Raw genomic sequence first — 15,932 nt, 5'->3', positions numbered from 1 at the left:
AGGAACGGCGCCGCTGGCAGATTCCTCGGCAGTTCCGCACACAGGCGCTGCATGACGCGGACGCCGCCAGAGGGCGCCCCAGCGCGATGATGCTCCTGCGGCACGAAAGCTCCGTGACCGGACCGTTCTCGGGCGGTGGCATGGCGAGCCGGCTCGGCCCCTTTGTCCAGCAATTCTTCGCCGGCCCTCCTGTTCTAGGATCGGGGTGCTGCGGGGGAAGCATTGAAACAGCAGGGGACGGCTAGGGTGCCGGCAATCCGTGGGGGTATCGGCGTGGATGCCAATCAGGAGATGCGGCGCCTGCAGGCGGAATGCGACCAGGCGCTCGCCGCGGCCGAGGACGCCCGGGACGAGGCTTCCCGCTATGCCCAGGAGAACGCCCTTCTGGCGGCGGAGCTTGCGGCGCGAACGGCCGAGCTGGAAAGGCTGCGCGCCGAGTCCGAGCGCCGCGAAGCCGAAGCCCGCGCGGCCCTGAAGGCGGCCGTCGCCCAGGCCGGCAGCGTCCTCGCCGAGCAGGAGAGCGCGGGAATCCTGCAGGAGGAGCTGCGGGTCACGATGGAGGAGCTGCAGGCCGCGAACGAGGAGCTCCTCAATGCGACCGAGAGCCTCGAGCGCCGGGTCCTGGAGCGCACCGCCGAGCTACGCCGCAGCGAGGAACGCCTGAGGCTCGCCCAGCACTATGCCGATGCCGGCATTTGGGACTGGGACATCGTGGCCGACCGCGTCACCTGGACCGAGCCCTATTTCGCGCTGTACGGCCTGAGTCCGGCGACGACCACGCCGTCGCGCGACGCCTGGCTGCAGAGCATTCATCCCGAGGACCGGCCGGCAGCGGCGGCTGCGCTGAAACGCTGCATCGACGAAAGGACTCCCGACTTCGTGGTGGAGTACCGGATCCTGCACCCCGAGCGCGGGATCCGTTGGCTGCTCGGCCGCGGGCGGATGGAGTTCGACGCGAAGCGCAGGCCCGTCCGCCTGGTCGGCCTGAACCTGGACGTGACGGACCGCCGCCGCGCCGAGGAGGAGGCCCGGGCCGCCAGGGAGGAGGCGGAGCGGGCGAACGCCGCCAAGTCCCGGCTGCTTGCCGCGGCCAGCCACGACCTGCGCCAGCCGGTGATGGCGGCAGGGCTCTTCATGGGGCTGCTGCGGCGGCGGTCCGATCCTGCGGCGACCGAGGTGCTGGACCTGCTCCAGACCTCGCTGGACAGCCTGGACCGCATGCTGTCCTCGCTGCTCGACATGGCGAAGCTCGAGGCGGGGATCGTCTCGCCCAGGCTGCGCGCCTTCCCGCTGAGCGACATCCTGCAGCGCCTGATGCCGGAATTCGAAGGCATGGCCCAGCAGAACGGGCTGTGGTTCCGGATCCCCGACAAGCCATGCGTGCTGCACAGCGACCCGCTTCTGGTCGAGCAGATCCTGCGAAACCTGCTGTCCAACGCCATCAAGTACACCCAGGAGGGCGGCGTAACGGTCGACTGCGCGACCGAGGGGGACCGAATCCGGATCGACGTCATCGATACGGGCCCTGGTATCCCCGATGAGGAGCTGGAGCGGATCTTCGGGGAGTTCTACCAGACCGGCACCTCGGGCCAGGATCACGCCCGCGGCTTCGGCCTGGGACTCGCGACCGTGGACCGGGTCGCCCGTCTGCTGGGCACGCAGGTGAGGGTCAGCTCGGCCCCCGGGCGCGGCTCGGTCTTCAGCATCGCGCTTCCGGCCTCGGACAGCGCCGAGGCCGACGCCCCGGCCGCGCAGGCGTCTGCGGGAGGAAACCTCGCGGGCGCGCGGGTCCTGCTGGTCGAGGACGATCCCGCCGTGCTCGCGGCCATGCGCCTGATGCTGCATGAATGGGGCATGCAGGTCCATGCGGCCTCGTCCCTTGCCGAGGTCCGGCCGCTGCTGGATGCCCTGGATGTGCCGCCGGACATCGTGATCGCGGACTACAGCCTCGGCCGAGGCAAGCGCGGAACCGAGGCCGTGGCGATGGTCCGCGAGCGCTGGCCGGTTCCGGCCGTGATCGTCACGGGCGACACCTCGGCCAGGCGACTGGCCGAGGCGAAGCGCTCGGGCCTGCTCCTCGTCCACAAGCCAATGAAGCCGGAGGCGCTGCACGAGCTGCTGGGATCCCTCCTGGCATCGCGGGCGGCCTGAGCGTCCCCCGATCCCGCAGCGCCGGCCGTCGCACGCGATTGGTCGCAGAACCTCCCCTGGGAACCGACACGGCGGAACGGATATGCTGGGGCCGAGGGTGTGAGCCGGCGGCTGGGAGGACCCATGGAACTGGACATCCGCACGCTGCTGCTGGTCCATACGCTGGTCACGGTGTCGCTGGCCGCGTTGATGGCGCTGTACTGGCGTGCGCATCCCCGCACGCCGGGGGTCGGGCTCTGGACCCTGGGCACGGCGCTGGTCGGGCTGGGGACCCTGGGCGGCTTCCTGCGCGGCTTCGTCCCGGACCTGCTGTCGATCCCGGTTGCGCACGGGGCGCTGGCGCTGGGCACCTTCGCCCTGTGGAACGGAATCCGGCGCTTCGACGACAAGCCCGTTCGCTGGGCCGGCTGCGGGGCGCTGGTGGCCCTGCTGGTGGCGTTCCTTTACTACCGGACCGATGTCAGCCCGGATGCCCCCCAGCGGCTCGCGGCGCTGTCGCTCGTGCTGGGTTCGGGCGTGCTGCTCTGCGCGGGGGAACTGCTGAGCGGCACGCCGCGCTGCGTGCGCATGACCGCGCGCGTCGCGGCGGCGCTCTTCGCCGTCGTCGGAGTATCGTTCCTGCTCCGCGCGATCCAGGCGGTGGGGCCCGCGGCAACGGCCGACCTCGTCTCGCATGTCACGGCGCGCGGTCCGCATGTCCTGGTCTCCATCGTCGCGAACGTGCTGACGGTCTTCTCGCTGCTGCTGATGGCCGCCCAGCGGCTGCACCATGCCGTCGAGGAGCGCAACGCCGAGCTGGTCCTGGCGCGCGATCGGGCCGAGGCCGCCAGCCGCGCCAAGACCCAGTTCCTCGCCATGATGAGCCACGAGCTGCGCACGCCGCTGAACGCGATCATCGGCTTCTCGGACGTGATGCGCAGCGCCGTCTTCGGCCCGCTCGGCCACGAGCGCTACCGGGTCTATGCCGAGGACATCCATGCGTCGGGCCATCACCTGCTCGGCCTGATCACGGCGATCCTGGACATCTCGAAGGCCGAGGCCGGAAAGCTGGAGATCGCGCCCGAACCCGTCGACCTGCCGCAACTCGTGCAGGACGCGGTCCGGCTGGCGCGGGTCGATGCCGACCGCAAGGGCATCCACCTGACGGTCGAGATCGCGGAGACGCGGCCCTTCCGGGCCGATCCCATGGCGCTGCGGCAGATCCTGCTGAACCTGTTGACGAACGGGATCAAGTTCACGGCGAGCGGCGGGCGGGTGTCCCTCCAGGTGCACGCAAGCGGCTCCGGCACCGCGTTCCGCGTGGTCGACGACGGGATCGGCATGGATCCCGCCGAGATCCCGCGCCTGCTGCGGCCTTTCGAGCAGGCGAGCCCCGGCCTCGCCGCCGCCAACGGGGGGACCGGGCTCGGCCTCCCGCTGGTCGACACGCTGGTGCGGCTGCATGGCGGGCGCTTCGAGATCCAGAGCCATCCCGGGCGCGGCACCGCGGCGACGGTCTGGCTGCCCCAGGTTCCGTCCGTCCAGGCCGTCGCCTGACCTCAAGCCGGCCCGGCCTGCTCCGCACGGAAAGCGCCCAGGGCGCGGGGGCCGTGCGCCCTGGGCGGAAGCCGGCCGGGAAGTCCGGCCGGCGGGAGGGGCTGGCGCGGCCCCTACGCGGCCCGGTTCGCGACCGGGGCGGCCGAGCCCTTCCAGTCCACGCCCGCCTCGAAGGCGGCCGCGGCCTGGTAGATCGTCGCCTCGGCGTAATCCCGGGCGACGAGCTGCAGCCCGATGGGCAGCCCCTCGCTGAGCCCGCAGGGGATCGACATGGCGGGATGGCCCGTGATGTCGAATTGCGAGGTGTTGTAGATCATCTCGAAGGCGCGGGTCACGACCTCGGTGATCGAGGCGCCGGGCGCCGGCAGCGCACTCGCCCGGATCGGCAGGGTCGGCATCAGCAGCAGGTCGTACCTGGCCAGCACGGCGTCGTAGCAGGCCTTCAGGCGCCGCGCGATGTTCTGGGCCTTGGCGTAATAGCGGCCGCGGTATCTGGTCATGCCGTAGGCGCCCATGAACATGCAGACCTTCAGGCTGTCCGAGAGCTCGTCCGCGCGCTCGCGCCAGGCGGCGTGCGCGTCCATCAGCCCGACGTTGTACTGGCCCTTCCAGTTGAAGCCCATGCCGTTGCCGAGCATCATCTGGGCGTGCAGCCCCTCGACGGCGATCGGCGTCCAGACGGAGGCCGCCAGCACGTGCTCGGGCAGCGAGATCTCCTCCACCACGGCGCCCAGCGCGCGGTACTGCTCAGCGGCCTCGAGCACCGCGTCACGGACGTCGGGCTGGACCACCGGCGCCGCGAAGGCCTCCTTCACCACCGCGATCCGGAGCCCGCCCGCGCCCCGGCCGAGGCCGGCCGTGTAGGCGTCGGTCTTCGGCGCGTACTGGCGCGGGTCGAGCCCGTCGGGGCCGGCGAGCACCTCGAGCAGCAGGGCGTTGTCGGCGACCGTGGCGGTCATCGGGCCCGTGTGATCGATGGTGGATTCGATGGGCATCACCCCGGTATAGGGCACGAGGCCATGGGTCGGCTTCATGCCGTAGATCCCGCAGAACGAGGCGGGCATGCGGATCGAGCCGCCCTGATCGCCTCCGATCGCCATGTCGACCTCGCCCGCCGCGACCAGCGCGCCGCTGCCGGAGGAGGACCCGCCCGCCGAATAGCCGTGCTTCCACGGGTTGTGCACCGGCACCGGCGCCGAGGTGTGGCTGCCGCCGGACAGGCAGAAGTACTCGCACACGGCCTTGCCGAGGATCGTCGCGCCTTCGTCGAGCATGCGGGTGACGATGGTCGCGTCCATGTTGGGGACGTAGCCTTCGAGCGTCGAGGCGCCGTTCATCATGGGAACGCCCGCGAGGCAGACATTGTCCTTCAGGGCCACGGTCTTGCCCGCGAGCTTGCCGCCCGGGGCGCCTTTCACCTCGGACTTCCAGTACCAGGCATTGTGCCTGTTCTCCTCCGGCCCCGGACGGTAGCCGGGCGTGCGCGGGTACTTGACCGCGGGCACCTCGTCGGGAAGGGCGTCGACGACGTCGTAGGCGTTCAGCATCGGCTGCATCAGGGCGAGATACTCTTCGGCCTGCGCGGCCGTGATGCTCATGCCGAGGCCCTTGGCCAGGTCGATCAGCTGCTCCGAGGAAATCCGGGCGATGGCCATCGTCTGCTCTCCCATGCTGAGGCGAAGGAAATCGGGTTTCGAAACGGGGAGGGCGCGGCGCTAGGCCGTCGCCATCCCGACGAACTCGGAAACGAGTTCCGGGTCGTTGAGCTGATGCGGCTGCAGCTCGCCGGTGATGCGGCCCTTCTGGATGATCAGGATCCGCTCCGAGAGCGCCGCGATGAATTCCAGGTTCTGCTCCACCAGGATCATGGCGATCCCCCGGCTGGTCCGAAGCCGCAGGAGGCTTTCCACGATCTCGTCGATGATCGAGGGCTGGATGCCCTCGGTCGGCTCGTCCAGGAGGATCAGCTTCGGCTTCGTGCACAGGCAGCGCGCGAGCGCCAGAAGCTGCTGCTCGCCACCGGACAGCGCGCCGCCCCTGCGGTCCAGCAGCCGCTTGAGCCGCGGGAACTCCGCCAGCACCTCCTCGATGACGCCGAGATCCTCCCTGGCCGAGGTGACGAGGCCCATGCGCAGGTTCTCCATCACCGTCAGGTTCGGGAAGATCTCGCGCCCCTGCGGCACGTAGCCCATGCCCCCGCGCGCGCGGGACGAGGTCGTGGCCCTGGTGATGTCGCGCCCTTCCAGCGCCACCCGGCCGTCGGTCGCCGGCAGGTAGCCCATCAGGGTGCGCATCAGCGTCGTCTTGCCCATGCCGTTGTGGCCGAGCACGCCGAGATACTCCCCGGCCGCGAGCTGGAGCGTCACGCCCGCCAGGATCGGGATCCGCCCGTAGCCCGAGCGCAGGCCTTCCACCGAGAGGATCATGCCGCCACCTTCTTGCCGAGATAGACGTCGCGCACGCGCTGGTCGGCCATGACGGCCCCGATCGTGTCCTCCATCAGGATCTGCCCCTGGTGGAAGACGGTCACCGTCTTGGCGATCATCCGGATGAACTGCATGTCGTGCTCGACCACGATCAGCGCCCGGGTGCGGTTGATCTCCTTGATGATCTCCGCGGTGCGCAGCACCTCGGCGTCGGTCATGCCGGCCGCGGGCTCGTCCAGCAGGATCAGGTCCGGCTCTCCGGCGAGCACCGTCCCGATCTCGACCCACTGGCGCTGGCCGTGGGCGAGGTGTCCGACCAGGTCGCCCGCCCGGTCCGTCAGGCGGATCTTGTCCAGGACCTCGTCGGTGATCCGCCTGGAGACCGGCGGCGTGTGCTTGCGGCTCGCCGCGATCCAGATGTTCTCGCGCACGGACAGGCCGTTGAAGACGTTGGGGACCTGGGTCTTGATCCCCATGCCGAGCCGGGCGATCTCGTGCGGGGCGGCGCCCGCGATGGACTGACCGCGGAAGGTGATGCTGCCCGAGCTCGGCGTGAGCTGTCCCGAGAGCATCTTGAAGAAGGTGCTCTTGCCGGCGCCGTTGGGACCGATCAGGCAGCGCAGCTCGGCCTCCTTCAGGGTGAAGGAGACGTCGTTGTTCGCGACCACGCCGCCGAAGCGCATGGTCAGGTTGCGGGTCTCGAGGAGCGTCGCGGAATAGTCCTGCATGGCTCTTACTCCGCCGCCTTCGCGATGTGGTCGTCCTTGCCCCCGGGGCCTCCCTCGAACAGGGCCGCGCCGCCGCGCCGCGCCTTCAGGGCCAGCGCGCGTGACCACAGGATCTGGGCCGTGGGCACGAGGCCCCTGGGCAGCAGCAGGACGAAGGCGATCAGGATCACGCCCAGCACCAGGTTGGAGTTGAACTCCTGCTGGGAGCCGATCTCCGTCACGATGGCCTGGATCGCGACGCAGCCGAGGACGGGGCCGATCAGCGTCCCGAGGCCGCCGATGGTGATCCAGATGATGATCTCGGCCGAGAGCGACAGCGCGAAGATCGTCGGGCTCACGAAGGCGCCCCAGTTCGTGTAGAGGACGCCCGCGAGGCCGGCTATGGCGCCGCCGATCACGAAGACCAGCAGCTTGTAGAGGCGCGGGTCGTAGCCCAGCAGGCTGGCGCGGGTCTCGTTCTCGCGGATCGCGACGGCGACGCGGCCGAAATGGCTGACCAGGACCAGACGCAGGATCACGTAGACCGCGATCAGCGCGCCCGCCGTGACGAACCAGATCTCCTCTGGCTCCAGCACGGCGGACGGGTCGCCCGGCGCGTTCAGGCCGGGCACCGATGGCATGCCGTTGAACCCGCCGAGCTGGGCCGCGCCGATGCGGTATTCGTCGCCGGCGGTCGAGTTGATGAGGTTGAACAGGATCAGCGTCACCGTCAGCGTGATCACGCCGAGATAGACGTCGCTGATGCGGCCGTAGAACATGAAGTAGCCCAGCGCCGCCGCGAAGGCGGCCGGGACCAGCATGCCAACGAAGACGGCGCCGGTGCTGTCGCCGAGATTGATCGCGGCGACCGCATAGGCGTAGCCGCCGAGGCCGAAGAAGGCCGTCTGGCCGAAGCACAGGATTCCGCCGAAGCCCCAGATGAAGCCCAGGCTGAGCGCCAGGATCGACATCGCCGCGAACAGGGTGATCTGCATCAGCGTGAAGATTTCGAGGACCTGGGGGGCGAGGGCCACGCCCGCGATGGCGGCGGCGAGCAGGACGAGCTGAAGGCCCGTCGAGAGCGAGCGGGACATCACAGGCTCCTCCGGAAGTAGCGGTCGGAAATCCCCTGGGGCAGCAGCCGGATCAGCACGATCGCGGAGATGAAGAGGATCACCTCGCCGAAGACCGGCGTGGTCAGGAAGGCCGCGATCTGGTTGATCGTGCCGAAGAGGGCGGAGGCCGAGGCCGTGCCGGCCAGGATCGCGGAGCCGCCGCCGACCACCGTGATGAACGCCTTGGCGATGTAGGCGCCGCCCATGGTGGGCACGATGCCGGAGACGGGGGCGAGCAGGCCGCCCGCGAGCCCCGTGATCGCCGCGCCGATGCCGAAGGTCACCATGTAGACCCGGGTCGGGTTCAGCCCCATGGCCGCGGCCATGTTGGGGTTCTGCATGGTGGCCCGGGCGATCAGGCCGTAGCGGGTGTAGCGCAGCACCGCCCAGACCGAGCCGACCAGCAGCAGCGCCATGGCGACCAGGAACAGGGTGTAGAGGCTGGACCGGTACTGCCCGATGGCGAAGCCGCCGAGCGGCGTCGGCACGCCGTTGATGGTGTTCCCGAAGACCGTCGTGACCAGGCCGACGATCAGCAGGCTGAGGCCCCAGGTCGCCAGCATCGTGTCGACGAGCCGGCCGTAGAGGAACCGGATCAGGCAGCGCTCGACCACGATGCCGACGATGCCGACGAAGAGGGGCGCGATCACGAGCATGGCGATCCAGATGTTCACCCCCGCATTGGCCGAGACGACCGTCGCGTAGGCGCCGAGCATCAGGAACTCGCCATGGGCGAGGTTGATGACCTTCATCATTCCGAAGATGATCGCCAGGCCCATGCAGAGGAGCACGAGCGAGGCGATCCCGTTCAGGACGTCGAGCGCGAGAACGATGCCGAGATCCATGTGCCGTCGGCCTTTCTGGTGTCCGGGAAGGGAGGGCGGGTCAGATCTCGATCACGTACTGCTTGTTGTCTCCGGGGTTCTTGACGAGGTCGCAGACCATGGCGGTGTCGCTCGGAGGCTGCTGCTCGTAGGTCTCCAGCACGACGAACTTCTTGCTGCGGACCTCGGCCAGGTAGGCGTTGCGCACGGCGTGGTGCGTGGGCCGGTCGATCACGACCTTGCCCGTGGGTCCCATGATTGAGAGGCCGGATTCGAGCGCCGCCGTGACGGCTTCGCGGTCGGTCTTGCCGGCCTTGCGGACGCCCTCGACCCACAGCATGAAGCCCTCGTAGGACCCGGCCGCGGGCTCGCCGATATAGGGCATGTCGGCGCCGAACCGCTGCTTGAGCTTCGTGACGTAGGCCTTGTTGGCGGCGTCCTCGAGCTCCTCGAAATAGCCGTAGGCGGCGAGGATGCCGTCGCTCTCGTTGGCGTCGAGCGTCGTGTGCTCGTTCACGAGGCCGAAGGTCGTCGAGGCGATGGGGATCTGGCTCTTCATGCCGGCCGAGGCCCACTGCCGGTAGAAGGAGGTGTGGTTGCCGCCGACCAGCGCCGACAGGATGATGTCGGGCTTGGCGGCCTGGATCTTCGAGATGGTCGGGCCGAAGTTCGTGACGTCCAGCGGGAAGAAGTCGGTCGACAGGATCTGGCCGCCGTTGTCGCGGACGTACTTGGTCATCCACTTGGCCGTGATCTGGCCGTAGTTGTAGTCGGCCGCGATGATGTAGGCCTTCTTGCCCCACTTGCTCATGGCGTAGGGGACGAGCTTCTCGACGGTCTGGGCCGGCGTCGTCCCGATATTGAAGGTGTTCCGGTCGCACACGCCGCCTTCGTAGAGCGTGTTGTAGAAGTAGGGGACCTTGTAGCGCCCGAAGACCGGCCGGATCGCCTCGCGCGAGGCCGAGGTGATGCCGCCGTGGACGACCAGGACCTTGTCCTTGAGGGCGAGCTGCTGCGCGTATTGGGTGTAGCGCTGGATGTTGGACTGGGTGTCGTAGTGCACGAGCTTCAGCGGCCGGCCCAGCAGGCCGCCCGCGGCGTTCACCTCCTCGACGGCGAGGATCAGGCTGTTCACGATCGGCACGCCCGTGGCGGCGATCGGCCCGGACTGGTCGTGAAGGCTGCCGATCAGGATCGGAGCGTCCTGGCCCAGGGCGGTGTGCCTCAGGATCGCGGGGCTCGCCACCAGGCCGGCCGCAGCAAGACCCGTCCCCTTCAGAAACTCGCGTCTCAGCATGCTCATGCGACTTCCCCATTCCCTGCTTCTTGTGCGGCGCCCATTTCCCGGATGCCGCGCATGGCAGATATTGGAAACTGCAAAATTTGAATTCGCAAGGATTTTTTGCGACGCACAAGCCGGTCGGGACGGGAACCCTGGTGGCGGCTCTCAGAAGCTGGCGATGTGCCGGAACTCGACCCCGTTCGCCATGGCCATGTGGACGAGCCGCCGCCCGTCCGCCGTCGCCCGGGAGGTGCGCCGGCGGCCGCGGAAGCCCATCCGGTCCCCGCGCGAGCGCTGCACGTCGCAGGTCCGCAGCCCGCCGTAGCTCTCCGCCATCTGGGCGATGTAGTGGATACCCTCGTAGCAGGATTCGCTGAAGGCGTTCGGCATGGGCGCGTGGGTGCCGAAGCAGGTCCGGTACTTTTCCAGGAACGCGTCGTTCTCGCGGTAGCGGACGTTCGCCAGATAGGAGGCGGTGACGTAGAACTCCTCGAGGTGGTCCGGGCCGATCCCGTAGACGACGGTTTCGTCCGTCGCCGTCGAGTAGCGGATGTGGCGCGCCCCGAGCCCGGCCTCGGAGAAGGCGCGGTTGAACTCGATGGCCTCCTGGCCGAGTAGGTACATCAGCACGACGTCTGGGCTGGTGCGCCGGATCAGGTCGAAGGTGCGCGCGTAATCGCGCTCCCCGATCGGCAGCAGGATGTCGCCGACCACATGGGCGCCGCGGTCGCGGACGATGCGCCGGGCCGCGGCGTGCGAGATGCGGGGCCAGATGTAGTCGTTGCCGACCAGCAGGAAGCGCCGCGCATGGCGGTTCTCGACGAGCCAGGAGATGCCGGGACGCATCAGCTCGTCCGCGGTCTCGCCGATCGCGAGGACGTCGACCTGGTCGACGCCGCCCTCGTACTGGGGCGTGTAGATGTAGGGGACCCGCCCGCCGATGGCGGACATCACGGCGTTGCGGGTGTCGCTGGGATGCATGCCGACGACGGCGGAGACGCCCTCGACCTCGACCAGCCCGGCAGCCTCCTCGGCGGCCTCGGCCGCGCCGACGCCGATGTCGCCGACGACGATCTGGACGGGCCTGCCGAGGATGCCGCCCTGCGCATTGATCTCGGCCGCGGCCAGCAGCGCGCAGGCCTCGGACGACGGCGTCCAGATGCCGGCGGGGCCGCTGAAGGGAAGGAGCAGTCCGATCTTCAGGTCCGTGCGCGGCATCTTCGAGATCCTTCCACCTGGGGTCGGCTCGCGGCGTCGGCGGGCATCGCGCCTGGACGGCGGTGATCCGCGCGTGTTCGGCGTCAACAGCGTTAATCGCTCTGCAATAATCGGACCACGGTCGTGACGCATGCCGCGCGCGAGGATCTCCGCCGCCGCGTCTCGGAAGGGCACCGTCCGGCCGCTGCCCTTCCGGCGGGCCGGAATGCCCGTCCCTTGGGCCATTGCCCGTCTAGGCACCAGCGCGGCGGCGCCCCGGCGATTGATTTCGGCGCATAGCGCCGCTATCTAGGGATTGGTAGAAGTATCAGATATTGAAAAATGATAAGTCTAGGAATCCGCCCGTGACCCTGCCGATGACCGACCAACTGGCCTATCTGATCGCCAGCGTGAACCGCCGCCTCGAGGAGGAGCTCGAGGAAAAGCTGCGCGGCGAAGGCGTTCCCATCGAGCAGATGCGGATCCTGACGGCGCTGTCCGACGGCGGCGGGCTGCCCATGGGCGATCTGGCCGGCATCGTCCTCGTCGAGGGGCCGACGCTCACGAAGATCGTCGACCGCATGGTGACCAACGGCCTCGTCTACCGCTCCCCGGACGAGAAGGACCGCCGCCGGATCCTCATCTACCTGACGAACAGGGGCAAGGCGCTGCACGACCGGCTGCACGGCATCGTCGCCGAGCAGCAGACGCGCCTGCGAGAACGCCTTGAGGGCGCCCAGTACGAGCAGCTCAAGGCGCTGCTGCAGAATCTCGGGAACGCCTGAGCCGAAGGCGGGGCCGGGCCGGTGCCCGTTCGGGCGCGGCCGGACATACCGGCCGCGCCATATGTTGAAACGGCAAATATTGACTTTACAAGTTTCTGCGGCCGCTCCTAGCATCCCGTGACGGCCGGCCCCGCGGATCTCCGATGCGGTTCCCTGCGGTGGCCGGCGCTGCACCCGAGGCAGAGGAGCGCGGAATGACGCACCATACCGTCACGGCGAGGCCGGAGAACGTCTTCTGGGGGTTCTTCGATGCGCGGACCGAGCCGGTCCTGCAGGTGGACTCCGGCGATCTCGTGACCTTCAACACGCTGCCGGGCGGCTCCGCCGACGACCTGCCCGCGGACATGTCCCTGGTCCTTCCCGACCATCTGGCGGCGCTCGAGGCGCTGGCCCCGTCCAAGGGGCCCGGGCCGCACCTGATGACGGGGCCCGTGCATGTCCGCGGGGCCGTGCCAGGCGACGTGCTTCAGGTCGACATCCTGGACGTGCGGCCCCGCCAGCGCTGGGGCTACTGCTCGATCCTGCCGCTGCTGGGCACGCTCCCCGAGGAGTTCACGGATTACGAGCGCATCCATATCGAGGTCGACGTGGAGCGCTGGGTCGGCGTCCTGCCCTGGGGCAAGGAGCTGCCGCTGGACCCGTTCTTCGGGATCATGGCCGTCGCGCCGCCGCCGCAATGGGGCCGCGTCGGGTCGGCCGAGCCGCGCGCCTTCGGCGGCAACATGGACAACAAGGACCTGCGCGCCGGAACCACGGTCTACTTCCCGGTCTTCAACGAGGGCGCCCTGTTCTCCTGCGGCGACGGCCACGGCTGCCAGGGCGACGGCGAGGTCTGCATCACCGCGCTGGAGACGGCGCTCGACGGCACGTTCCGGCTGACAGTGCGCAAGGACATGCCCGCGATCTCCCAGCCCTTCGCCGAGACCGGCGAGCACCTGATCTCCATGGGCTTCCACGAGGACCTGGACGACGCCGCCAGACAGGCGGTGCGCGAGATGGTTCGGCTGGTCACGGAGCGCACCGAGCTCACGCGCAACCATGCCTACATGCTGTGCAGCCTGGCCGGCGATCTCAAGGCGACCCAGCTCGTCGACGGCAACAAGGGCATCCACATGGTCCTGCCCAAATCGGCCCTCTGATCCCGCCCCGATCCACGGACCTACGTCCACGGCCCTGAGTCCACGGCCCGAATCCCGGACCCGTTCCCATGACGACGGTTCCGCGCATCCGATCCGGCGCGCCGTGCCGCGCGTTCCCGCCCCGCTCTCGAAGGAGCATCCGATCCATGACCGAGGCCCTGCATTTCCAGCCGCTCACGACGATTGCCGAGCGGATCCGCCGGCGCGAGCTGTCGCCCGTCGACGTCGCGGCGGCGGCGCTCGACCGCATCGCCGTGCTGGACGCCCGGGTCCGCGCCTACAAGCTGGTGCTGGCCGAACGGGCGATGGACCAGGCCAGGCGGGCCGAGGCCGAGATCGCCAGGGGCATCTGGCGCGGCCCACTGCACGGCGTTCCCGTGGCGGTGAAGGACCTCTGCTACACCGACTACGCGCCCACGGCCTGCGGCACGCGCATGCTGGAGGGCTGGGTGCCCGACCACAGCGCCACGGTGGTCGAGCGTCTGGAGATGGCCGGCGCCGTGATGCTCGGCAAGCTGCGCATGACCGAGGGCGCCTATACCAGCCACCATCCCGAGGAGCCGGCGCCCCTCAACCCCTGGAGCACGGAACACTGGGTGGGGTCCTCCTCCTCGGGCTCCGGGGTCGCGCCGGCCGCGGGGCTCTGCTATGGGGCCATCGGCACCGATACCGGTGGCTCGATCCGCTTCCCCTCGGCCAATTGCGGGCTGACCGGCATCAAGCCGACCTGGGGCCGGGTCAGCCGGCACGGGGTGTTCCCGCTGGCGGCCTCGCTGGACCATGTCGGGCCCATGTGCCGCAGCGCGGCCGACGCCGCAGCCATGCTGGGCGCGATCGCCGGGCCGGATCCGCGCGATCCGACCTCGCTGCCGGCCGCGGTGCCGGACTACATGGCGGAGATCGGCCGCAACATCCGCGGGCTGCGCCTCGGCATCGACCGCCGCTATCTCGAGGAATCGACGGAGGCCGAGGTGACCCAGGCCGTCCTTGCGGCGGAGGCCGTGCTTCGGAGCCTCGGCGCCCGCGTCGTCGAGGTGGACTTCCCCGATGTCGACGCGCTGGTGAAGGGCTGGATCCCGCTCTGCGCCATCGAGACTGCCGCCGCGCATCGCGAGCACTATCCTGCCAGGGCCGCGCAGTACGGCCCCGACCTGGCGCGGCTGATCGAGCAGGGCAGGGCCGCGACCAGCGCCGAGATCGCGGCGGCCTTCCACGAGCGCATCGCCTTCGCGGGCCGGCTCGCGACGCTGTTCGAATCCGTGGACGTCCTGCTGATGCCGACGCTGCCCTTCCCGATCCCGAGCCTCGCCAAGCTCTCGGAGTTCGGCCAGGACGACAGGGTCCTGAACCGGCTGATCCGCTCCACGGCGCCCTTCAACCTGTCGGGCAGCCCCACGGTGACCCTGCCCTGCGGCATCGACGGGGGCGGGTTGCCGCTGAGCCTTCAGCTCGTGGGCCCGCACCTGTCCGAGGCCACGCTGTGTCGCGCCGCCCATGCCTATCAGCAGGCGACCGACTGGCATACCCGGCGTCCCGCCGGGCTCGCCTGACGCCGCCCCGGTCGGATCGCCCCGGTCGGACCGCCCCGGTCGGACCGCCGGGTCCACCCGCCCGGTTCCATCGGATCGGGCCGGCCCATCGTCCGCCCATCCGTCCATCCGCCAGCGAAGGAAACCACCCGATGCACAGGATCGAGATCTCTCCCGACGTGGTCGAGCGCAGCCGGCGCCAGCGCGGGCGCGCGCATGTGTTCGAGACGATCGCGCCGTCGCGCACCGCCCATGTGGTCGTCGACCTGCAGGTCGGCTTCATGGCCCCTGGCGCGCCCGTCGAGGTGCCGGCGGCGCGCGAGGTCGTCGCCCCGGTGAACCGGATCAGCGCGGCGCTGCGGGCGGCCGGCGGGCTGGTCGTCTACCTGCGCTACGCCTTCGACCCTGCCAAGCCCATGGACTGGTCGTCCTGGTACGGCACGATCCTGGAACCCGGCTATTCGGCGACGCTCAGCAGGGCCTTCACGCCGGGCTCGCCGGACTTCGCGCTCTGGCCGGATCTGGAGGTGACGCCGGCCGACCTGATCGTCGACAAGACGCGCTTCAGCGCCTTCGTGCCGGGAACCTGCGACCTGCACGAGCTGCTGCAGGCCCGCGGCATCGAGACGGTGATCGTCACCGGCACGCTGACCAACTGCTGCTGCGAATCGACCGCGCGGGACGCCGCCCAGCGGAACTACAACGTGATCTTCGTCTCGGACGGCAACGCCGCGCTGAGCGATGCCGAGCACAATGCGACGCTGACCAACATGACGGCCTTCTTCGGCGACGTGATGTCCTCCGACGAGCTGATTCCGGTGATCGCGGCCGGCCGCGTTCCCGGAACCGCCGCGGCCTGATCCCGCCTTTGCCGAGAGGAGGTCCCATGATCACGGTCAGGGAGGATCCATGATCACGATCACCGCCGTAATCAGGGCGAAGCCGGGAACCGAGGGGACGATGGCGGACGCGCTGCTCGCCGTCGCGGAGAACGTGCGCGCCAGCGAGCCCGGGACGCTGGGCTTCTACGTCTCGCAGAAGCTCGACGATCCCTGCGTCTTCACGACATACGAGCGCTTCGCGGACCAGGCGGCCATGGATGCCCACAACGGCTCGGCCGCGGTGGCGCGCTTCTTCGAGACCGCGCAGCCGATCCTGGACGGCCCGGTGATCCTCGAGATCGGCCGGGAGATGTCCAGCAAGCCCTGACCCCGGCGCCGCGCGGCCGCAGGCCGCTGCAT

Annotated in this window: 14 protein-coding genes; 7 read left to right on the top strand and 7 right to left on the bottom strand. The window is 69.6% G+C overall.

The window, feature by feature from the left end:
- Nucleotides 1-273: 273 nt before the first annotated feature.
- Nucleotides 274-2,151, top strand: a complete 1,878-nt coding sequence (locus tag JUB13_RS23535) for an ATP-binding response regulator (RefSeq protein ID WP_207483287.1) — start codon at nucleotides 274-276, stop codon at nucleotides 2,149-2,151.
- A 123-nt stretch (nucleotides 2,152-2,274) separates the two neighbouring features.
- The gene (locus tag JUB13_RS23530; RefSeq protein WP_207483285.1) at nucleotides 2,275-3,687 is read left to right on the top strand and encodes a sensor histidine kinase; all 1,413 of its coding nucleotides are present in this window, start codon (nucleotides 2,275-2,277) and stop codon (nucleotides 3,685-3,687) included.
- Nucleotides 3,688-3,800: 113 nt separating this feature from the next.
- Here the strand turns inward: JUB13_RS23530 and JUB13_RS23525 are convergent, their stop codons facing one another.
- From JUB13_RS23525 to JUB13_RS23495, 7 genes are all read right to left on the bottom strand, one after another.
- The gene (locus JUB13_RS23525) at nucleotides 3,801-5,342 is read right to left on the bottom strand and encodes an amidase (protein ID WP_207483283.1); all 1,542 of its coding nucleotides are present in this window, start codon (nucleotides 5,340-5,342) and stop codon (nucleotides 3,801-3,803) included.
- A gap of 60 nt (nucleotides 5,343-5,402) precedes the next feature.
- Nucleotides 5,403-6,113 carry an ABC transporter ATP-binding protein gene (locus tag JUB13_RS23520; protein ID WP_207483281.1) on the bottom strand — a complete coding sequence of 237 codons (711 nt, stop codon included), beginning with the start codon at nucleotides 6,111-6,113 and terminating at the stop codon, nucleotides 5,403-5,405.
- Nucleotides 6,110-6,841, bottom strand: a complete 732-nt coding sequence (locus JUB13_RS23515) for an ATP-binding cassette domain-containing protein (protein ID WP_207483279.1) — start codon at nucleotides 6,839-6,841, stop codon at nucleotides 6,110-6,112. The genes JUB13_RS23520 and JUB13_RS23515 overlap by 4 nt, the downstream gene beginning before the upstream one ends.
- A 5-nt stretch (nucleotides 6,842-6,846) precedes the next feature.
- Entirely contained in the window at nucleotides 6,847-7,914 is a 1,068-nt protein-coding gene (locus tag JUB13_RS23510; protein WP_207483277.1) for an ABC transporter permease subunit, read from the bottom strand.
- A complete protein-coding gene (locus JUB13_RS23505) occupies nucleotides 7,914-8,780 on the bottom strand; it encodes an ABC transporter permease subunit (protein WP_207483275.1) in 867 nt (288 codons plus the stop codon). Before JUB13_RS23505 ends, JUB13_RS23510 begins: the two co-directional genes overlap by 1 nt.
- Nucleotides 8,781-8,820: 40 nt before the next feature.
- Nucleotides 8,821-10,062, bottom strand: a complete 1,242-nt coding sequence (locus JUB13_RS23500) for an urea ABC transporter substrate-binding protein (protein WP_207483273.1) — start codon at nucleotides 10,060-10,062, stop codon at nucleotides 8,821-8,823.
- A 144-nt stretch (nucleotides 10,063-10,206) separates the two neighbouring features.
- Entirely contained in the window at nucleotides 10,207-11,259 is a 1,053-nt protein-coding gene (locus tag JUB13_RS23495; protein ID WP_207483271.1) for a substrate-binding domain-containing protein, read from the bottom strand.
- A gap of 356 nt (nucleotides 11,260-11,615) precedes the next feature.
- Between JUB13_RS23495 and JUB13_RS23490 the strand changes: the two genes are divergently transcribed.
- The 5 genes from JUB13_RS23490 (at nucleotide 11,616) to JUB13_RS23470 (ending at nucleotide 15,900) form a co-directional block, all read left to right on the top strand.
- Complete coding sequence (locus tag JUB13_RS23490; protein ID WP_207483270.1) at nucleotides 11,616-12,023, top strand: MarR family winged helix-turn-helix transcriptional regulator; 408 nt, start codon at nucleotides 11,616-11,618, stop codon at nucleotides 12,021-12,023.
- A 194-nt stretch (nucleotides 12,024-12,217) separates the two neighbouring features.
- The gene (locus JUB13_RS23485; protein WP_207483268.1) at nucleotides 12,218-13,162 is read left to right on the top strand and encodes an acetamidase/formamidase family protein; all 945 of its coding nucleotides are present in this window, start codon (nucleotides 12,218-12,220) and stop codon (nucleotides 13,160-13,162) included.
- A gap of 146 nt (nucleotides 13,163-13,308) precedes the next feature.
- Nucleotides 13,309-14,712, top strand: coding sequence for an amidase (locus tag JUB13_RS23480; protein WP_207483266.1), 1,404 nt, complete (start codon nucleotides 13,309-13,311; stop codon nucleotides 14,710-14,712).
- Between the two features lie 131 nt (nucleotides 14,713-14,843).
- A complete protein-coding gene (locus JUB13_RS23475) occupies nucleotides 14,844-15,551 on the top strand; it encodes a cysteine hydrolase family protein (RefSeq protein WP_207483263.1) in 708 nt (235 codons plus the stop codon).
- A gap of 49 nt (nucleotides 15,552-15,600) precedes the next feature.
- Entirely contained in the window at nucleotides 15,601-15,900 is a 300-nt protein-coding gene (locus tag JUB13_RS23470) for a putative quinol monooxygenase (protein WP_207483261.1), read from the top strand.
- The last annotated feature ends 32 nt before the right edge of the window (nucleotides 15,901-15,932 follow it).

Source organism: Arenibaculum pallidiluteum, from assembly GCF_017355985.1.
In the GTDB taxonomy this organism is placed as follows: domain Bacteria; phylum Pseudomonadota; class Alphaproteobacteria; order Azospirillales; family Azospirillaceae; genus Arenibaculum; species Arenibaculum pallidiluteum.
Note: the sequence above shows the minus strand (reverse complement) of the source record. Positions and strands in the feature narration are given on the sequence as shown.